The organism is Modestobacter roseus (genome assembly GCF_007994135.1).
Taxonomy (GTDB): Bacteria; Actinomycetota; Actinomycetes; order Mycobacteriales; family Geodermatophilaceae; genus Modestobacter; species Modestobacter roseus.
This window is the reverse complement of sequence record NZ_VLKF01000001.1, coordinates 2,545,014-2,563,293: the sequence shown is the minus strand read 5'-3', so window position 1 is coordinate 2,563,293 and position 18,280 is coordinate 2,545,014. Positions and strand designations below refer to the sequence as shown.

Annotated in this window: 21 protein-coding genes; 15 read left to right on the top strand and 6 right to left on the bottom strand. The window is 72.4% G+C overall.

The window, feature by feature from the left end:
* Positions 1 to 62: 62 nt before the first annotated feature.
* The 3 genes from JD78_RS12160 to JD78_RS12150 are packed head-to-tail and all read right to left on the bottom strand — an operon-like array spanning position 63 to position 2,482.
* A complete protein-coding gene (locus JD78_RS12160) occupies positions 63 to 1,259 on the bottom strand; it encodes an IS110 family RNA-guided transposase (RefSeq protein WP_166521152.1) in 1,197 nt (398 codons plus the stop codon).
* A gap of 39 nt (positions 1,260 to 1,298) precedes the next feature.
* On the bottom strand, positions 1,299 to 2,195 hold the full coding sequence (locus JD78_RS12155) for an IS3 family transposase (RefSeq protein ID WP_166521451.1): 897 nt from the start codon (positions 2,193 to 2,195) through the stop codon (positions 1,299 to 1,301).
* Entirely contained in the window at positions 2,192 to 2,482 is a 291-nt protein-coding gene (locus JD78_RS12150; RefSeq protein WP_166521127.1) for a transposase, read from the bottom strand. The genes JD78_RS12155 and JD78_RS12150 overlap by 4 nt, the downstream gene beginning before the upstream one ends.
* Positions 2,483 to 2,497: 15 nt before the next feature.
* On the opposite strand from JD78_RS12150, the gene JD78_RS12145 reads away from it, so the two are divergent.
* Positions 2,498 to 4,753 (top strand): hypothetical protein, encoded by a 2,256-nt coding sequence (locus JD78_RS12145; protein ID WP_166521151.1) that lies wholly within the window; start codon positions 2,498 to 2,500, stop codon positions 4,751 to 4,753.
* An 851-nt stretch (positions 4,754 to 5,604) separates the two neighbouring features.
* Positions 5,605 to 5,850 carry a recombinase family protein gene (locus JD78_RS22895; protein WP_424991694.1) on the top strand — a complete coding sequence of 82 codons (246 nt, stop codon included), beginning with the start codon at positions 5,605 to 5,607 and terminating at the stop codon, positions 5,848 to 5,850.
* 206 nt (positions 5,851 to 6,056) lie between these two features.
* Here JD78_RS22895 and JD78_RS12135 read toward each other — a convergent pair whose 3' ends face one another.
* Complete coding sequence (locus tag JD78_RS12135) at positions 6,057 to 6,671, bottom strand: DUF3515 family protein (protein WP_243731035.1); 615 nt, start codon at positions 6,669 to 6,671, stop codon at positions 6,057 to 6,059.
* A gap of 5 nt (positions 6,672 to 6,676) precedes the next feature.
* A complete protein-coding gene (locus JD78_RS12130; protein WP_153362507.1) occupies positions 6,677 to 6,910 on the bottom strand; it encodes an Lrp/AsnC ligand binding domain-containing protein in 234 nt (77 codons plus the stop codon).
* A 107-nt stretch (positions 6,911 to 7,017) separates the two neighbouring features.
* Between JD78_RS12130 and JD78_RS12125 the strand changes: the two genes are divergently transcribed.
* Genes JD78_RS12125 through JD78_RS12115 form a run of 3 tightly spaced genes read left to right on the top strand, consistent with a single transcriptional unit; the run spans position 7,018 to position 9,165 of the window.
* Entirely contained in the window at positions 7,018 to 8,040 is a 1,023-nt protein-coding gene (locus JD78_RS12125; protein WP_243731034.1) for a thiamine-phosphate kinase, read from the top strand.
* A complete protein-coding gene (locus JD78_RS12120; protein ID WP_153362590.1) occupies positions 8,024 to 8,551 on the top strand; it encodes a GNAT family N-acetyltransferase in 528 nt (175 codons plus the stop codon). Before JD78_RS12125 ends, JD78_RS12120 begins: the two co-directional genes overlap by 17 nt.
* Positions 8,539 to 9,165, top strand: coding sequence for a cytidylate kinase-like family protein (locus tag JD78_RS12115; RefSeq protein ID WP_153362589.1), 627 nt, complete (start codon positions 8,539 to 8,541; stop codon positions 9,163 to 9,165). The genes JD78_RS12120 and JD78_RS12115 overlap by 13 nt, the downstream gene beginning before the upstream one ends.
* Before the next feature lie 115 nt (positions 9,166 to 9,280).
* On the opposite strand, the gene rpmB is transcribed toward JD78_RS12115, so the two are convergent.
* Positions 9,281 to 9,463: a 50S ribosomal protein L28 gene (gene rpmB / locus JD78_RS12110; protein ID WP_438861325.1), complete on the bottom strand. Its 183-nt coding sequence runs from the start codon at positions 9,461 to 9,463 to the stop codon at positions 9,281 to 9,283.
* 206 nt (positions 9,464 to 9,669) lie between these two features.
* Between rpmB and JD78_RS12105 the strand changes: the two genes are divergently transcribed.
* From JD78_RS12105 to JD78_RS12060, 10 genes are all read left to right on the top strand, one after another.
* Positions 9,670 to 11,268: a DAK2 domain-containing protein gene (locus JD78_RS12105; RefSeq protein ID WP_166521150.1), complete on the top strand. Its 1,599-nt coding sequence runs from the start codon at positions 9,670 to 9,672 to the stop codon at positions 11,266 to 11,268.
* 21 nt (positions 11,269 to 11,289) lie between these two features.
* A complete protein-coding gene (recG, locus tag JD78_RS12100) occupies positions 11,290 to 13,482 on the top strand; it encodes an ATP-dependent DNA helicase RecG (RefSeq protein WP_243731033.1) in 2,193 nt (730 codons plus the stop codon).
* Positions 13,483 to 13,555: 73 nt separating this feature from the next.
* Complete coding sequence (gene rsmD, locus JD78_RS12095; protein ID WP_153362040.1) at positions 13,556 to 14,110, top strand: 16S rRNA (guanine(966)-N(2))-methyltransferase RsmD; 555 nt, start codon at positions 13,556 to 13,558, stop codon at positions 14,108 to 14,110.
* A complete protein-coding gene (coaD, locus tag JD78_RS12090; RefSeq protein WP_153362039.1) occupies positions 14,107 to 14,592 on the top strand; it encodes a pantetheine-phosphate adenylyltransferase in 486 nt (161 codons plus the stop codon). Before rsmD ends, coaD begins: the two co-directional genes overlap by 4 nt.
* Positions 14,589 to 15,278, top strand: a complete 690-nt coding sequence (locus tag JD78_RS12085) for a hypothetical protein (protein WP_153362038.1) — start codon at positions 14,589 to 14,591, stop codon at positions 15,276 to 15,278. The genes coaD and JD78_RS12085 overlap by 4 nt, the downstream gene beginning before the upstream one ends.
* Positions 15,279 to 15,415: 137 nt before the next feature.
* Positions 15,416 to 16,096 (top strand): YceD family protein, encoded by a 681-nt coding sequence (locus JD78_RS12080; RefSeq protein ID WP_153362037.1) that lies wholly within the window; start codon positions 15,416 to 15,418, stop codon positions 16,094 to 16,096.
* A 1-nt stretch (position 16,097) separates the two neighbouring features.
* A complete protein-coding gene (gene rpmF / locus JD78_RS12075; protein ID WP_153362036.1) occupies positions 16,098 to 16,277 on the top strand; it encodes a 50S ribosomal protein L32 in 180 nt (59 codons plus the stop codon).
* A gap of 23 nt (positions 16,278 to 16,300) precedes the next feature.
* On the top strand, positions 16,301 to 17,131 hold the full coding sequence (gene rnc / locus JD78_RS12070) for a ribonuclease III (RefSeq protein WP_228395373.1): 831 nt from the start codon (positions 16,301 to 16,303) through the stop codon (positions 17,129 to 17,131).
* Positions 17,132 to 18,004 (top strand): bifunctional DNA-formamidopyrimidine glycosylase/DNA-(apurinic or apyrimidinic site) lyase, encoded by an 873-nt coding sequence (gene mutM, locus JD78_RS12065; RefSeq protein ID WP_166521149.1) that lies wholly within the window; start codon positions 17,132 to 17,134, stop codon positions 18,002 to 18,004.
* Positions 18,001 to 18,273 carry an acylphosphatase gene (locus JD78_RS12060; protein ID WP_153362035.1) on the top strand — a complete coding sequence of 91 codons (273 nt, stop codon included), beginning with the start codon at positions 18,001 to 18,003 and terminating at the stop codon, positions 18,271 to 18,273. The genes mutM and JD78_RS12060 overlap by 4 nt, the downstream gene beginning before the upstream one ends.
* The last annotated feature ends 7 nt before the right edge of the window (positions 18,274 to 18,280 follow it).

Genomic DNA, 18,280 nt, shown 5'->3' with positions numbered 1-18,280 from the left:
GGCGATAGCGCGTCGAGAGAAGCGATCGGTCAGTATCGGGGGGGGTGTCCCTATGGGTCCGGTCAAGCCGGTCGGGCGGACCGGGTCTCGTAGAGGGTGCCTTCGCGGAGCATGGCGAACAGGACGTCGACTCGGCGTCGGGCCAGGCAGATGAGGGCGGCGTTGTGTCGTTTCCCGGCGGCGCGCTTGCGGTCGTAGTAGGCCCGTGAGGTTGGGTCGGCCAGGGCGGCGAAGGCGGAGAGGAACAGTGCCCGCTTGAGCTGCTTGTTGCCTCCCTGGGGCGGGTGCTCGCCGCGGATCGAGGAGCCCGAGCGGCGGGTGACCGGCGCCAGGCCGGCGTAGGCGGCCAGGTGCCCGGAGGTCGGGAAGGCGCTGCCGTCGCCGACTTCGAGCAGGATGCGGGCTGCGGTCCTGATCCCCACGCCGGGCATCGAGGTCAGGACCTTGGCAAGAGGGTGGGCATCGAGGATCCCTTCCACTTCCTCGGCGATCTGCCGCCGTTGGGTGAGCACTTGGGCCAGGGATTCGGCCAGCCGCGGCAGCACCTTCTCCGCGGCTGCGCTGCCGGGAACGACCACTGTCTGCTCGTCGAGTGCGGCGAGCAGGTCGGTGACCAGTTGCTCGCCAGCGCGGGGTGCGGCCTTGCGGGCAACGGTGATCAGTCGCCGCTTGCCGGCTGCGCGAAGTCCGGCGGGGCCGCCGAAACGGGAGAGCAACTCCAGCACGACCGTGGTGCTCACTCGAGGACCGAGTACTCGCTCGGCGGCGGGGTGGATCTGGGTGAGCAGCCCGCGGATGCGGTTGCTCAGCCGGGTGGCCTCGGCGGCCTGGTCATCGTCGAATCCGATCAGCACGCCGAGCTCGGCCAGCACTTCTTCACCGGGATCGACCTGGCGCAGTGTGCGCGGCATGGTCCGGGCGGCCTCGGCGATGACGTAGGCGTCCCGGGCGTCGGTCTTGGCCGACCCCGGGTGCAGGTCCGCGATCCGGCGCATCGCCAGCCCGGGCAGGTAGGCGACCTGGCATCCCACGTCCCGGGCGACCGCGATCGGCAGCGCACCGATTGTGGCCGGCTGATCCACGACCACCAGCACGTCGCCGTGAACCTGCAGGCCGGTGAACAGTTGGCGCAACCGCTGCTCGTCTTGCGGTAGCGCGGCATCGTGCAGCCGCTTCCCGTCAGGGTCCAGTGCCACCGCGTGATGGGTGCCTTTGCCGACGTCCAGCCCGCAGAAGATCGCGTGGCCGAGATCGCTCATCGATGTGCCTCCCGCACCGATGCCCTGAAGTGACCCCCGTCAGGCGGACACCTCGTTCTGTGTCAGGTGCATGTTCTCGTAGTCGGTGGGGCTGAGGTTGCCGAGCCGGGAGTGCCGGCGGCGGGTGTTGTAGAAGCCTTCGAGGTAGGAGAAGACCTCCATCTCCAGCTCGTGGCGGGTGGGCCAGGAGCGGCGGTAGATCAGTTCGGTCTTCAGCGTGGCGAACACCGATTCGGCCATCGCGTTGTCGAATGCCGACCCGACCCGGCCCATCGAGGCCAGTACCCCGGAGTCGCGCAGCGCCTTGCCGAACTCATAGGAGGTGTACTGGCTGCCGCGGTCGGTGTGGTGCACCGTTCCTGCAGCGGGCTTGCGGGTGGTGATGGCCATGCCGACGGCGTCGAGGACGAGCTCGGTGCGCAGGTGGTCGGCCATCGCCCAGCCGACGACCTTGCGGCTGAAGGCGTCGACGACCACGGCGAGGTAGACGAAGCCTTCCCAGGAGCGCAGGTAGGAGATGTCGGCGACCCACAGCTGGTTGGGGGCGGCCGCGGTGAAGTTCCGCTCCACCCGGTCCGGGGCGGTCGCGGTGGAGACCGCGCGGCGGCCGTACTTGCCTCGCCGGCGCCGGTGCACGCCCTCGATCGCACCCAGCCGCATCAGCCGCGCAACCCGTTTCCGGTTCCAGCCGTGCCCGCGGTCGCGGACTTCTGCGGTCAGCCGGCGGGCGCCGTAGATCCGGCGGTGGGCTACCCAGGCCTCACGAGCGGCCTCGATCGCGTAGGCCTCGTCGAGCTCGCCGGCTGTCGGCCCGCCGGCGCGGGCGGCCCATGCGTAGAAGCTGGTGGGGCTGATCCGAAACACTCGGCAGAGACGGCGCACGCCGTAGCTGGTCTTCTCCGCGGCGATGAACTCGCAGACCAGTCCGCGGCTCACCGGCCCGTCTCCCGAGCGAAGAAGACCGCGGCTTTTTTCAAGATCTCCCGCTCGACTTCCAGCTCAGCGACCTTGCGCCGCAGCCGGGCCAGCTCCATCCGCTCGTCGGCACTGAGCGCGGCCGGCCCATCGGCTCGCTGACGCTTCTCGGCGGTGACCCAGTTGCGCAGCGTCTCGTGGTTGATGCCCAGCTCACTGGCGACCTCGCGGACGCTGCGGCGGCTGTCCAGCACCAGCTGCGCGGCTCGCTGCCGGAACTCCTCGGGGTACTTGCTCCGTCGGCCCATCCGGGCCCTCCCTCCTTGGCTGATGCCAAGTCTGGAGGTGTTCAGCCGACGGGGGTCACTTCAGGGCTACGTGACGGCGGCTGCTACAACCACTTCGAACGCGGGTCCATCTACTGGACCGCCGCCACCGGCGCCCAGGACATCACCGGCGCGATCAGAGACCGGTGGGCAGCCATCGGCTGGGAAGGCAGCCACCTCGGCTACCCCACCACCGGCCAGACCTGCGGTCTGCAGAACGGCGGCTGCTTCAACCACTTCCAGCGCGGCTCCATCTACTACTCCCCGGCCACGAACGCCTGGGACATCGGCAACGGCCCCATCCGCAGCAAGTGGGCCGCCACCGGCTACGAAAACGGCCCTCTGGGCTACCCCACCAGCCCCCAGTACGGCATGGCCCAGCCCAACCACTTCCACCAGTATTTCTCCGGCGACGCCATCATGTACTCCACCCCCGGAGCACCCGCCGCCTACTACGTCCAAGGCCCCATCCGCGCCAAGTACGCAGCGATGAACTGGGAACGCAGCTACCTCGGCTTCCCCACCAGCGACCCCACCAACGTCAACGGCGGCAGCTATAACGACTTTCAAGGCGGCTCCATTTACCACTCACCCGCCACCGGGGCACATCCAGTCACTGGACAGACGCGCGACCTGTGGCTTGCGGCAGGTGGAGTCGAGTCAACGTTCGGCTACCCGAGGAGCGCAGAGCGTCCGATTTCGGAGGGGAAAGTTCAAGAATTCGTTGGAACAACCCTTTTTACCGACACAAATGCCATCGCAGTGCCTTGTACAGTCATGGGAACCAGTGGTCCCGACATTATCGTCGGCACTGCCGGTCCAGACATCATCTGCGCACTGGGAGGAGACGACAGAGTAGAAGCGCTGGGTGGTGACGACATCGTCTTCGGCGGGCCCGGCAATGACTGGATCGACCTGGGTGAGGGCGACGACTCCGCCAGTGGCCAAGCAGGAAATGACGTGATCATCGGAGGTTTGGGCAACGACACAATCCGCGGCGGCACGGGCGATGATCGGCTCATCGGTGGTCAAGGTGACGACGACCTGTCGGGAGAAGACGGTGGCGACGTACTGACTGGTGGCGACGGTGCCGACTTGCTCCGGGGTGGCAGTGGAGACGACACCCTGGAGGGTGACGAAGGTGACGACGTCCTGCACGGCGATGACGGACACGATCTTCTAAGCGGTGGGGCGGGGACTGACCTCATATATGGAGGGCTCGGCGAAGACCGCCTGAACGGAGATGTGGGCGATGACACCCTGAACGGCGGACCGTCCAAGGACATCTCGCAAGGCGGAAGCGGTATCGATATCTGCACGGAAGACGAAGAATCGGGTGACATGTCGGACTGTGAGACGATCAGAGTCCAGGGACCGGCCGATGCAGTGGCCGACATGGTCAACGCAGCGTCGCCATCGCAGGACGCTGAGATGCTCCAGCCGATAGCAAGCGATCAATACGCCGCTGCTCAGTCCATCGACTCCGGCGCAACAACAAGTGTCATGGCGCCGTCCGCCTCCACGAATCCTGTACTACTGACTTCGAAAGATGCTTCTGGTCAAACCACTCAACTTGGAGTACAACTGCCAGATCTAGCCACTTCGCAAAAGGCAACAACAGCTCAAGACGGAACTACTGTTTATGGCGCCGAGAATGACGACAGCTTGACGGTGCAAAAGCTTGGCGATGAGAGCGTCCGCTTTGCAACGGTTATCTCGAGTGCCGCAGCGCCTACCCGCTATGAGTACGAAATGTCTCTTCCTCCGACTGCGCGGATGACCCGCCTGGCGGACGGGTCCGTAGAGATTCGCGGCACGAATGGCACTCTAATTGGTGCCGTGAGCGCTCCGTGGGCCAAGGACGTCAACGGCACCGGGGTGCCAACCCGATACGAGGTCATAGGCACTACGCTCGTTCAAGTTGTAGAACACACCAAGATGTCGTACGCATACCCCGTTGTAGCAGATCCCAGGTTCACCTGGGGTTGGATTACTGGCACGGCCTACTTCAACAAGAAGGAGACCCGCCTGATGGCCGGCGGGAGCTACGCGACCGCGCTCGCACTCCTTGTGTTCGTGCCGGGCGTGAACTTCTTCGTCCTGTGGACGGTGGGTAACGTGATGGCTTGGGCAGTGTCGGCCAGGTTCTACGCGAATACATGCTTGAAGGTCAAGTACGGTCTCGCTTTCCCAGGGCCCGCGCCGACCGTTGCCGTAGTCCCGGGGCACTACAAGGGAGCTTGGTGTTTCTGATGGCGAAAGCAGGATGGATCCGCAGCTGGACTAAGCCTGAGCGGGTCGACCGAGTTCTCTCATTGGTTACGCTGGCCGCGACGATCGCCATCCTTGGTGGCGCAGTCCAGCTGACTTGGCGATTTCTACAGCCGACCACGTCATCGGTGCGTTTAGTTTGCTTTATCGGAGCTGTACTGATCTTGTGCTTTACGTTGGGATTCTACTGGCGCTCGGCGCTTGTCCCGAGACTGCAGTTGAAGCGCCGACTAGGAGGATCAGTCTCACCCACCGACTCTCGCCATCTTCTCCCATTGACAGTAGGGGTGGCCTTCTTGGTGGGCGGCCTCGCCAACAGTTCTGACGCAATTCAGTCGGGTCTAGCTGCATTTACCGCCGTCTTCGCATACTTGTGCGGTTGGGGGTATTTAGCTCAAATGGCCGAAAAGCGGCGGACCGGGGTGCGGCGGACACGCTACCCATTCAGGTGATACGACCCAGACCCGAATCCACATAAGGAGGCGCGATTAAGCTAGGCGACCGAACTGGGTTGGCCCGGCCGCCTAGCTCCACCTAATCCGGCCACGCTAGCGCCGCGATGGGGACTTAAGGGTCGCTGGCATCGTGCTAGTCGGGTCGTGTGGCCTTCCGGCCATTTGAGGCCTTACCGAACGCGATGTGCCGTGGCACCAGAGGCGTCACCTCACGCTCGGGCGGACCGTCTCACATCCTTGGAAGTGAGACACCCGCGCTGCCACCAGTCCAACGAATCAAGTCCACAGGTCGTCACCGTCTCCGAGATCGTCTCAAAACGCCGTCTCACTTCACCCAACCGCCTCCGACTTGTCAGACGTCGCCGGTAACCCCCGGGTGTGGATCTTGTGTATGAGCGGGTCTCGACGACCCAGCGGGATCTCGACCGCCAGGTCGACGCCCTCACGACCGCCGGCGTCGCTCCCGAGTGGATCTGGCTGGACAGGAAGTCCGGCGCTACCACCGACTGCCCCGGGCTGACCGCACTCCTGGCCCTCGCCCGTCCCGTCGATGAGTCCGTCGTGAACACCCTCGACCGACTCGGCCGCACCGTTTGCGACACCCCGAACCGAGCCACGACCTGACCGATCGCGGCGTGGGCCTGCGCAACCTCGCCGATCCCACCAAAGTTGGCAGCGGGGTGCACCAGGTTGATTGACCCCTTGCCCGTGATGCTTCCGCCCCCATCTGCTCGGAATACCTCGCCGGACCGAGCATGGCGTTCTCACCGGGTTCTCGGTCTTCTCGCTCTCAGCCTGGACTGGCTGCGGCGCCGTCGGCGAACCGTCGGTCAGTCGGTGGCGGACGGGTCGGTGACGGGCAGCGTGGTGGCGATGATCGGGCTCAGCGCCTGCGGCAGCGAGCTGTCCGCACTCTCGGGCACGGTCACCTGCACCGGCACCAGCCGGTCGACCGTCGTCCACACGTTGGCCTCCGGGGCGGAGGTGTCGACCAGCCACTGCACGCCGCTGAGCTGGATCTCGGTGGTGTCCGGCTGCCCGGCGGTGACCGGGTCGACGCCGCAGATCAGCACCTGGGCCGGGTCGCCCCAGGCGTAGGCGAACACCGAGTCCGAGTTGACCATCCGCGAGGTCTCCCCGGCCAGCTCCAGCGGCAGCTGGTCCATCAGCACCGGGCAGGCGAGCTCCGCCTCCGGCGTCACCTCCGGGGTGTCGACCTCCACCGGCGGCAGGTCCCCGCGCGGCGCCGACGTCGTGCCCGAGATCTCCGCCACCGCGTCGTCGTCGCCGTCCGGTTCCTCGTTCCCCCCGACGACGTTGACCACCACGAGCAGCGCGGCCACCAGCGGCACCGCGACGGCCAGCGCGATCAGCGCGGCCCGGCGCAGCGGGTCGGGCGCCGGGGACGGCGCGGGGTCGGCGGGAGCGTCCGGGGCGGTGCTCACGTGCCTCAGATGTTGACGACGGGGCAGGTCAGCGTGCGGGTGATGCCGTCGACCGACTGCACCCGGGCCACGACCAGCCGGCCGAGCTCGTCGACGTTGTTCGCCTCGGCCCGCACGATCACGTCGTAGGGGCCCGTCACGTCCTCCGCCTTGGTCACGCCGGCGATCTCGCCGATGCTCGCGGCGACCGCGGCTGCCTTGCCGACTTCGGTCTGGATGAGGATGTAGGCGTGAACCACGGGTTGACCTTCCTCGGGCGTCACCACGTCGGCAACGGCTGGGGGCGGAACGAGCCTGCCGAACGGCAGACCGACCGGCAACGTACCCCAGCGGCAGGAGGTGCCCGGTGACTCGCCCCCGGCCGCTGGTGCCCCGACCCGATCCCGCCGACGCCATCGGCGTGGTCGGCGAGTTCGGGCTGATCGCCCGGGTGCTCGCCCGCTCCGGCTCCGCCCGGGTGGCCGAGGTCGGCCCCGGGGACGACGCCGCGGTACTGCGCGCCCCGGACGGGCGGGTCGTGGCCTGCACCGACGTGCTGGTCGAGGGCCGGCACTTCCGCCGCGACTGGTCCTCCGCCGAGGACGTCGGGCACAAGGCCGCCGCCGCCAACCTCGCCGACGTCGCCGCGATGGGCGCCGTCCCGACCGCGCTGCTGGTCGGGCTGGCCTGCCCCGCCGACACCCCCGCGGTCTGGTTGGAGGGCGTGGCCGACGGCATGGCGGCCGAGTGCGCGCCCTTCGGTGCCGCGGTCGTCGGCGGGGACACCGTGGCCAGCGCCCCGGACTCGTCGTCGGTCGTCCTGTCGGTCACCGCGCTGGGCGACCTGGGCGGGCGCGCCCCGGTCCGCCGCGACGGCGCTCGCCCCGGGGACGTCGTCGCCGTCGCCGGCCGGCTCGGCTGGTCGGCCTGCGGGCTGGCGGTGCTGCGCCGCGGCTTCCGCGCCCCGGCCGCGGCCATCGCCGCGCACCGCCGTCCCACCCCGCCCTACGCCGCCGGCCCGGCCGCGGCCGACGCCGGGGCGACGTCGATGTGCGACACCAGCGACGGGCTGCTCGCCGACGCCGGCCACCTGGCCGCCGACAGCGGCGTGGGCATCGACCTGGACCGCGCGACGCTCGCCGCCTTCGTCACCGGCCCCCTGCCCCAGGTGGCCGCCGCCCTCGGGGGCGACCCGCTGGGCTGGGTGCTCACCGGCGGCGAGGACCATGCCCTGGTGGCCACCTTCCCGCCCACCGCGGCGCTGCCGGAGGGCTGGACCGTCATCGGCCGGGTGCACGACGACGCGTCCGGGGTCGAGGTGGACGGCGTGCCCGCCGCGCAGGTGGCCGCCGACCTGGGGGAGGGGGCCGGACATGTCCACTTCGGCTGAGCAGGGCGTGCGGCTGCGCACGGTCGGCTACGCCGACCCGGTGGCCCAGCAGCTCATCGAGCGGGTGCAGCAGGAGTACGTGGTCCGCTACGGCGGCCGGGACGGCGCGGTCGTCGACCCTGCGGAGTTCGCACCGCCGCAGGGCCTGTTCCTCGTCGCCGACGTCGACGGCGTGCCCGCGGCGTGCGGCGGCTGGCGGGTGCACGACCGGGCGTCGGGCACCGTCGAGCTGAAGCGGATGTACGTGGAGCCGGCGTTCCGGCGCCGCGGGCTGGCCGCCCGGGTGCTCACCGAGCTCGAGCGCACCGCCGCCGATGCCGGGCACCGGCACCTGCTCCTCAACTCCGGCGACCGGCAGCCCGAGGCGCTGGCGCTGTACGCGCGGCACGGCTACACGCCCGTCATGGGTTACGGCATGTACGCGGACTCCCCGGAGGCGGTGTTCCTCGGCAAGGACCTGGCCCCGGTCCGCGGGGACGCAACGGGTGGGGAGGACGCATGGGCGTCGTGACGGTGTCGGCGTCGTTCGGTGCGGGCGGGGCGGAGATCGCCCCCGCCGTCGCCGAGCGGCTCGGGCTGCCGTTCCACGACCGGGTGATCCCGGCCCAGGTCGCCGGCCGCCTCGGCGTCCCCGTCGCCGAGGCGGAGGCCAACGACGAGACGATCACCCGGGGCCTGTGGCGGCTGGTCACCTCGCTGGGCACCATGCCCGACCCGGTCGGCGGGGTGCTGCCCACCTCGACGCTGCCCGACGAGCGCGCCTACCGGGTGCAGACCGAGCGGGTGCTGGCCGAGATCGCCGAGGGCGCCGGGGGTGTGGTGCTCGGCCGGGCGGCGGCGATGGTGCTGCGCGACCGCCCCGACGTGCTGCACGTGCGGCTGGACGGGCACCCCGACCGGCGGCTGGCCGCCGCGCTGGCCCACCGGGGCGGGCCGGAGGACGACGTGCGCCGGGAGCGGGACGCCGCCGACGCCGCCCGGACCGCCTACGTGCGGCACTTCTACCGGTGCGACCCGGCCGAGGCGCGGCACTACCACCTGGTGGTGGACAGCACCGAGCTGCCGCACGACACCGTCGTCGAGCTGGTCGTCACCGCCGCGCGGGCGCGGGGCATCGGCCGCTGACCCGGCCCCGCCGAACCCACGGGGGGTCGACGGGCACACGAAAGACCCCGGAGGTCACGAGGACCTCCGGGGTCTGGTGTCCCGGCCGGAGCCGGGGGCGATCAGTTCCGGGGTGTCAGCCCCGGACGACCTTGCCCGCGCGGATGCAGGAGGTGCAGACGTTCATGCGCTGCCGGCCACCGCCGGAGAGCGCAGCCCGCACGGACTGGATGTTCGGGTTCCAACGGCGCGGCGTGCGGCGGTGCGAGTGCGACACCGACATACCGAAACCGGGCCCCTTGCCACAGACATCGCACACGGCAGCCACGGTGGATCACTCCCAGAAGTCGTTCAACGTAAGTCGTTTGCAGCGAGGTCGTTCGGACACGGGCACACGGGTACCCACACGCAGACTGGAGACCACTGTAGCCGGTCCCCGCAGCGGCCGTCGGACCGGCCGGGACGGCCGGAGCCCGGGGAGCGTGGGAACAGCTCCCGTCGGTGGGCGCCGGTACCCTCCCGTCCGTGCTGCAGGTGCTCGACGACGCGGCGGTCGGCCGGTGGAGCGCCGCCGTCGTCCAGACGCTGTCCGCCTCCCGGAGCCGGCTGGACGAGCTCAACGTCTTCCCGGTGCCCGACGGCGACACCGGCACCAACCTGCTGCTGACCGCCGAGGCGGGTCGGGCCGAGCTGACGACGGCGGCCGGTGAACCGGCGTGGACGGCGTTCGCCCGTGGCGCGGTGCTCGGCGCCCGCGGCAACTCCGGCGCGATCCTCGCCCAGCTGCTGCGCGGCCTGGCCGACGGGCTGGCCGGTGCCCCGCGGGTCGACGGCCCGGTGCTCGCCGGGGCCCTCGCCGCCGCGGCACGGGCCGCCTACGGCGCGGTGGCCGACCCCGAGGAGGGCACCTTCCTCACCGTCGCCCGCGCCGGGGCCGACGCCGCCGTGGCCGAGGTCGAGGCCGGGCGCGACGCGCTGCCCGACGTCGTCCGGGCCGCCGCCGACGGCGCACGCACCGCGCTGCAGGCCACCCCCGGCCAGCTCGCCGTCCTCCGCGACGCCGGGGTGGTCGACGCCGGCGGTGCCGGCTGGTGCCTGGTGCTGGACGCGCTCGTCGGCACGGTCACCGGGGAGGTCCCGGCGCGCCCGCCGCTCGCCGGCCGGCCGCACCGGCACCGGGCCGCTCCCGCACCGCTGGTCGGCCAGCCCCCCGCCGGCCCCGGCAGCGAGGTGCAGTACCTGCTGGCCGACTCCGACGAGGCCGCCGTCACCGCGCTGCAGCACCGGCTGGCGGCGCTCGGTGACTCGCTGGTCGTCGTCGGCGTCGACACCCCCGGCGGGCGGGAGTGGAACGTCCACGTCCACGTGCACGACGTCGGTGCGGCGATCGAGGCCGGGATCGAGGCCGGCCGACCGCACCGCATCGCGGTCACCCCGCTGGCCCCGGTGCGCCCGCCGGCGGCCGCGCCCGGGGTCCGCGCGGTGGTGGCGCTGGCCTGCTCGGCCGGCCTGGCCGACCTCTTCGCCGCCGAGGAGGGGGTCACCGTGCTCACCGCCCCGGTCGACGCCGTCGTCGAGGACGAGGTGCTGGCCGCGGTGCTGGGCACCGGCGCCGAGCAGGTCGTGCTGCTGCCCAACCACCCCGAGGTCACCGCCGTGTCGGCGCGGGCGGCCGAGCGGGCCCGGGCGGAGGGGCGCGACGTCGTCGTCGTCCCCACCCGCTCGGCGGTGCAAGGCGTGGCCGCGCTCGCCGTCGCCGACCCCGCGCGCCGGTTCGGCGACGACGTGATCGCCATGGCCGAGGCCGCTGCCGCCACCCGCTGGGCGGAGGTCACCGTCGCCGAGCACGAGGCGCTCACCTCGGCCGGCCGCTGCTCCGCCGGTGACGTGCTGGGCAGCGCGGAGGGCGACGTCGTCGTCATCGGTGTCGACCAGGCCGCCGTCGCCGCCGAGCTGCTGGACCGGCTGCTCTCCGCCGGCGGTGAGCTGACCACCGTCGTCGCCGGCGACGAGGCGCTCGGCGACGCCGTGTGCGCGCACCTGGCCGCCGTGCACCCCACGGTCGAGGTGCTGCGCCACGCCGGCGGCGAGGGTGCGCTCCCGTTGCTGGTCGGGGTGGAGTGACAGTGGTCGGGGTGGAGTGACGTGGCGCTGGCGATGGACACCCCGCTGGGCAAGGTGGTGGGGCCGAAGACGGCGAAGGCGATGGCCGACCAGCTCTCGCTGCACACCGTCCGCGACCTGCTGCGGCACTACCCGCGCCGGTACGCGCGCCGCGGCGAGATGAGCCGGTTGGAGGACCTCCAGGTCGGCGACCGGGTCACCGTGCTCGCCCAGGTGAAGAAGGTCAGCAGCCGGCCGATGCGCCAGCGCCGCGGCACGATCACCGAGGTCACCGTCGGCGACGGCGCGGGCAGCATGCGGCTGGTCTTCTTCAACCACCGGCACGCCCACCTCGAGGTCGGCGCCTGGGGGCTGTTCGCCGGCAGCGTCGGGAAGTGGCAGGGCGACCTGCAGTTCACCCACCCCGACTGCCACGTGATCACCGGGGACGACGACGACTGGGCCCGGGCGCTGGTGCCGATCTACCCGGCCAGCAAGGACGTCTCCAGCTGGGTGATCCAGAAGTCGGTGAAGCTGCTGCTGGACGACGAGCGCTCCCTGCAGCAGGCGCTCGACGACCCGCTGCCCGCGCCGGTCCGCGAGCGGCACGGGCTGGTGCCGCTGGCCACCGCGCTGCGCTGGAAGCACCGCCCGGAGTCCCAGGAGCAGGTCGACTCCGCCGACGAGCGGCTCAAGTGGGACGAGGCGCTGGTGCTGCAGGCCACCCTGGCCGGCCGCCGCCGCGCCGCCGCGCTCGAGCCCGGGATCGCCCGCCCCCGCCGCGCCGGTGGCCTGCTCGACGCCGTCGACGCCGCGCTGCCGTTCGCGCTCACCGACGGGCAGCGCGAGGTGGGGGAGGAGCTCGCCGCGGAGCTCGCTCGCGAGCAGCCGATGAACCGGCTGCTGCAGGGCGAGGTCGGCTCGGGCAAGACCGTCGTCGCGCTGCGGGCGATGGCCCAGGTCGTCGACGCCGGGGGGCAGGCCGCGCTGCTGGCGCCCACCGAGGTGCTCGCCGCCCAGCACGCCCGCAGCCTCGCCGCCGTCCTCGGTCCGCTCGGTCGGGCCGGCGAGCTGGACGGCGACCCGGCCGGCACCCGGGTCGTGCTGCTCACCGGCTCGCAGAAGGCCGCGGTCCGGCGCGAGGCGCGGGCCGCGGTCGCCGACGGAAGCGCCGGCATCGTGGTGGGCACGCACGCCTTGCTGCAGGAGGGGGTGGAGTTCGCCGACCTGGGGCTCGTCGTCGTCGACGAGCAGCACCGGTTCGGCGTCGAGCAGCGCGATGCGCTGCGGGCCAAGGGCAACCGCCCGCCGCACGTGCTGGTGATGACCGCCACCCCGATCCCGCGCACCGTGGCGATGACCGTCTACGGCGACCTGGAGACCTCCACGCTGCGCCAGCTGCCCGCCGGCCGCGGCGGGGTGTCCAGCTCGCTGGTGCCGGTCCGGGAGAAGCCGAGCTGGCTCGACCGCGCCTGGGAGCGGGTGCGCGAGGAGGTCGCCGCCGGGCGGCAGGCCTACGTCGTCTGCCCGCGCATCGGTGACCTCCCCGGTGAGAAGGACGACGGCCCCGGCGGCGAGGACGGCGCCCCGCCCGAGGACGAGAAGGGCGGCAGCGACCGTCGACCACCGCTGGCGGTGCTCGACGTCGCCGAGGAGCTGCGCGCCGGGCCACTGGCGCAGCTGCGGGTCGAGGTGCTGCACGGCCGGATGACCCCGGAGGACAAGGAGGCCCGGATGCGGGCCTTCGCGGCCGCCGAGGTCGACGTGCTGGTCGCCACCACCGTCGTCGAGGTCGGCGTCGACGTGCCCAACGCCACGGTGATGGTGGTGATGGACGCCGACCGGTTCGGCGTCAGCCAGCTGCACCAGCTGCGCGGCCGGGTGGCGCGCGGCAAGCACCCCGGGCTGTGCCTGCTGGTCAGCGAGGCGCCCGCCACCTCGGCCACCGGCCAGCGGCTCGCCGCGGTCGCCGCCACGACCGACGGCTTCGAGCTGGCCCGGCTGGACCTGGAGACCCGCCGGGAGGGCGACGTGCTCGGCGCTGCGCAGTCCGGGCGGCGGTCGGGGGTGCGGCTGCTGTCGCTGCTCGACGACGAGCACCTGATCGCCGAGGCGCGGGTGGAGGCCACCCGGCTGGTCGAGGAGGGCCGCGGGCTCGCCGACCACCCGGAGCTCGCCGCGGCGGTCGCCGCCCTGGCGCTGGACGACCGCGCCGACTACCTGGAGAAGGCTTGAAGGACCCGGTCCCCCTCACCCCTCGCGAGCTCGGGGTGAGCCTCTGGACCGGGCCAGGGGTGGGGGGACACCTATGACGCGGATCATCGCGGGAACCGCGGGCGGGCGGCGGCTGAAGGTGCCGCGGGCCGGGGTGCGGCCCACCGGCGACCGTGCCCGCGAGGGGCTGTTCAACTCCCTGAACTCGCTGCTCGACCTGGACGGCGCCCGGGTGCTCGACCTGTACGCCGGCACCGGCGCGCTGGGCCTGGAGGCGCTGAGCCGCGGGGCGGCGGAGGCGGTGTTCGTGGAGTCCGGGGCCGGGGTGCTGCCGGTGCTCCGCGCCAACGTCGAGGCCGTGGGCCTGCCCGGCGCGCGCGTCGTCCAGGGGCAGGTGACCGCCGTGGTCGCCGGGCCGGCCCCGGCCGCGTTCGACCTGGTGCTCGCCGACCCGCCCTACGCCATCGACGACGCCGAGGTGCTCGGCGTGCTGCGTGCCCTGGCCGACGGCGGCTGGCTGGCCCCGGAGGCGGTCGTCGTGGTCGAGCGCGCCAGCCGGGACGCGCCGTTCGAGTGGCCGACACCGATCACCGGGCTGCGCGATCGGCGCTACGGCGAGGCCGTGCTCCGGTACGGTCGCTCGTTGTGAGGCGCGCGGTCTGCCCCGGCTCGTTCGACCCGGTCACCAACGGCCACGTCGACGTCATCCGCCGCGCCGCCGCGCTGTACGACGAGCTGGTCGTCGCGGTGCTGGTGAACCCGGGCAAGGCAGGCCTGTTCGACGTCGACGAGCGGATGGCGCTGCTGCGTGAAGCCGTCGTCGACCTGCCGAACGTCGTCGTCGACAGCTTCTCCGGCCTGCTGGTCGACTACTGCACGGCGAACGACCTGCCGGTGGTGGTCAAGGGGCTGCGTGCCGTCGGCGACTTCGAGTACGAGCTGCAGATGGCGCAGATGAACCGCGAACTGGCCGGCGTCGAGACGCTGTTCGTGCCCACCGCACCCCAGGTCGGCCACCTGTCCTCCAGCCTGGTAAAGCAGATCGCCAGGTTCGGCGGCGACGTCTCGTCACTGGTCCCCAAGGCCGTCAACGACCGGCTGGTGGCCCGGGCAGGGGAGGCATCCGCATGACCGAGGTCGTGTACCGGCTCTACGAGACCGTGGACGAGCTGACCACGGTGATCGAGAACGCCCGCAGCGTGCCGATGTCGGGCTCCTGCATGGTCCCGCGCGACCACCTGCTGGACCTGCTCGACGAGCTGCGCGAGACGCTCCCGGAGGAGGTGCACGCCGCCGGCGCGATCGTCGAGCAGCGCACCGAGATCCTCCAGCAGGCGCAGGCCGAGGCCGAGCGGCTGACCGGGCGCACCCGCAGCGAGAGCGACCAGGTCGTCGCCGCCGCGCGCCGCCAGCGCGAGGAGATGGTCGGCACCGCCCGGCGGCAGCGCGACGAGCTGCTCTCCCAGGCCCGCGAGCAGGCCGACGACCTGCTGGCCCGCGCCGAGGCCGAGGCCGAGGCCGTCGTCGCCGAGGCCGAGCGGCTGCGCGACCAGCTGGTCGCCGAGGGGCGGGCGCAGGCCGAGCAGCTGGTCGCCGAGGGCGTCGCCGAGAACGAGCGGCTGCTCACCGAGACCGAGGTCTACCGCACCGCCGTCGCCCGCGCCGACGAGCTCGGCGCCCAGACGGTGGCGGAGGTGGCCCGGATGCGGGCCGAGGTCGACGAGTACGTCGACACCCGGCTCGCCGACTTCGGGAACACCCTCGCCCACATGGCACGTTCGGTCGAGCAGGCACGCAGCAACCTCAGGTCCTCCTGACGGCTGCCCCGGCCCCGGCGCCCGGCGGGTGCCCGCCGAGGATCGGGTAGGCTGGACGCTTGTCCGGCTCCGTGCCGTCCCGCGCCGTCCGCGCGGGGCCGTGCCGGCACCCCACACCGACGACGACGAGTACTGACATGCCTGCTGCCTCCGCCCGCCGCTCCGACGCCGCGTCCACCGACGCCCGGCGTCCTGCCGGCGACCCCGCCGCGACCGCCGCGGAGCGGGCCGCCGCCAAGGCGTGGAAGGTCGAACTCCGTGAGCTGGGCCGCCGCGCCGGCTCGCTGCGCGAGTGGGACAAGACGCTGCCCGCCCCCGGGGGCTGGGGTGTGGAGATGATCGGCGTCCCCGAAGGCGCGCCGGTCGAGCTGCGGCTGCGGCTGGAGTCGGTCATGGAGGGCGTGCTCGTCTCCGGCGAGGTCGACGTCCCGGTGACCGGCCAGTGCGCCCGCTGCCTGGAGCCGCTCTCGGACACCCTGACCCTGGACGTGCAGGAGCTGTACGCCTACGAGGGCAGCACCACCGAGGCCACCAGCGCCGAGGACGAGGTGCGCCGGATCGAGGGTGACGCGATCGACCTCGCGCCTCTGGTCCGCGACACCGTGGTGCTCACCCTGCCGCTGTCGCCCACCTGCACGCCCGACTGCGCGGGGCTGTGCGTCGACTGCGGTGAGCGGCTCGACGACCTGCCCGCCGACCACTCGCACGAGGTGATCGACCCCCGGTTCGCCGGTCTGGCCGACCGCTTCGCGAACCTGACCGACACCGCGGAGGGGTCCCAGTCCGGGTCCGCCCGCACCGACCCAGAGGAGAACTGACGTGGCCGTCCCGAAGCGGAAGATGTCGCGCGCGAACACCCGGTCCCGCCGTTCGCAGTGGAAGACGACCGCCCCCACCCTGGCCGCCTGCCAGAACCCGGCCTGCCGCGAGCTCAAGCCGCCGCACCAGGCCTGCCCGACCTGCGGTCAGTACGACGGCCGTCAGACCCTCGCGGTCTGACCAGCTCCGCAACCGCTCCCCGCGTGGCGAGCTCGACCACGACACCGGCGTCCACCGCCGACGGCTCCGTGCAGCCGTCGGCGGTGGACGCCGGTGGCGGTTTCCCCACCGGTGGGACGCACGCCGTCCAGGCCGCCCGCTGGCTGGCCGACGCGCTGGACGTCTCGCTCCCCGGTGACCTGCTGACCCTGGCGCTGACCCACCGGTCCTACGCCTACGAGCACGGTGGCCTGCCCACCAACGAGCGCCTGGAGTTCCTCGGCGACTCGGTGCTCGGCCTGGTCGTCACCGACGAGCTCTACCGCAGCCACCCCGACCTGCCCGAGGGGCAGCTGGCCAAGCTGCGGGCGTCGGTGGTCAACATGACCTCGCTGGCCAAGGTCGCCCGCTCCCTCGGCGACGGTGGCATCGGTCCGCACCTGCTGCTCGGCCGCGGTGAGCAGACCACCGGCGGCCGGGAGAAGGACTCGATCCTCGCCGACGCCCTCGAGGCGCTGATCGGCGCGATCCACCTCGGCCGCGGCCTGGACGTCGCCAGCTCGATCGTGCACCGGCTGTTCGACCCGCTGCTGGCCGAGTCGGCCACCCGCGGTGCCGGCCTGGACTGGAAGACCAGCCTCCAGGAACTGGGCGCCGCGCAGGGGCTGGGCGCACCGGTCTACGAGGTCGAGGACGAGGGCCCCGACCACGCCAAGACGTTCACCGCGTCGGTGCTGCTGGCCGGCGCCGCCCGCGGCCGCGGTTCGGGCCGCACCAAGAAGGCCGCCGAGCAGGAGGCCGCGGAGGCCGCCTGGCGGGCCCTGTCGGCCGAGCCGGGGCCCGAAGGCGGGACAGCCGGCGAGACGGGGGTCTGAGTGCCCGAGCTCCCCGAGGTCGAGGTCGTCCGGCGCGGGCTGGAGCGCTGGGTGGCCGGCCGCACCGTCGCCACCGTCGAGGTGCACCACCCCCGCGCCGTCCGCCGGCACCTGGAGGGCGTCGACCACTTCGTCGCCACGCTGACCGGGGCCACGTTCACCGCCGCCCACCGGCGCGGCAAGTACCTGTGGCTGCCGCTGGCCGGAGCCGACGGCGTCCCGGCCGACCGGGCGCTGGTGGCGCACCTGGGGATGAGTGGCCAGCTGCTGGTGGAGAAGCGCAGCGAGCCCGACGAGGTGCACCTGCGGGCCCGCTTCCGGTTCACCGACGGCGGCCGGGAGCTGCGCTTCGTCGACCAGCGCACCTTCGGCGGCCTGGCCGTCGAGGAGACCACCGGTGACCGGCTGCCGCCCCGTCTCGCGCACATCGCCATCGACCCGCTGGACCCCGGTTTCGACGAGGCGGCGTTCACCGCCGCCCTCCGCCGGCGCCGCACCGAGGTGAAGCGGGCGCTGCTGGACCAGACGCTCATCGGCGGGGTGGGCAACATCTACGCCGACGAGTCGCTCTGGCGCGCCCAGCTGCACGGTGCCCGGCCCACCGACAAGCTCACCCGCCCGCAGGTCGGCGCGCTGCTGGAGGGCATCCGGGACGTGCTCGGAGAGTCGCTGGCGCAGGGCGGCACGTCGTTCGACTCGCTCTACGTCGACGTCAACGGGCAGAGCGGCTACTTCTCCCGGCACCTGGCCGTCTACGGGCAGGAGGACCGGCCCTGCCCGCGGTGCGGCACCGCCGTCGTCCGGGAGCAGTTCATGAACCGGTCCAGCTACAGCTGCCCGCAGTGCCAGCCGCGTCCCCGGCGGCGCGCATGAGCGCGCGGCGGGTGGTCGCGCTCGTCGACGGCCTGGTCCAGGGCGTCGGCTACCGCTTCTTCGTGCACCGCGCGGCCACCGCCCGGGGCCTGGCCGGTTCGGCGACCAACCTGCCCGACGGCCGGGTGGAGGTCGTGCTGGAGGGGCCGGCCGACGACGTCGCGGCGGTGCTGGCCGGGTTGGACGGCGCGGACGCCCCCGGCACGGTGCGCGGCGTGCAGGCGCGGGACGACGTGGTGCGGGGCGTGCACGGCTTCACCACGGGGTGACCAAGGC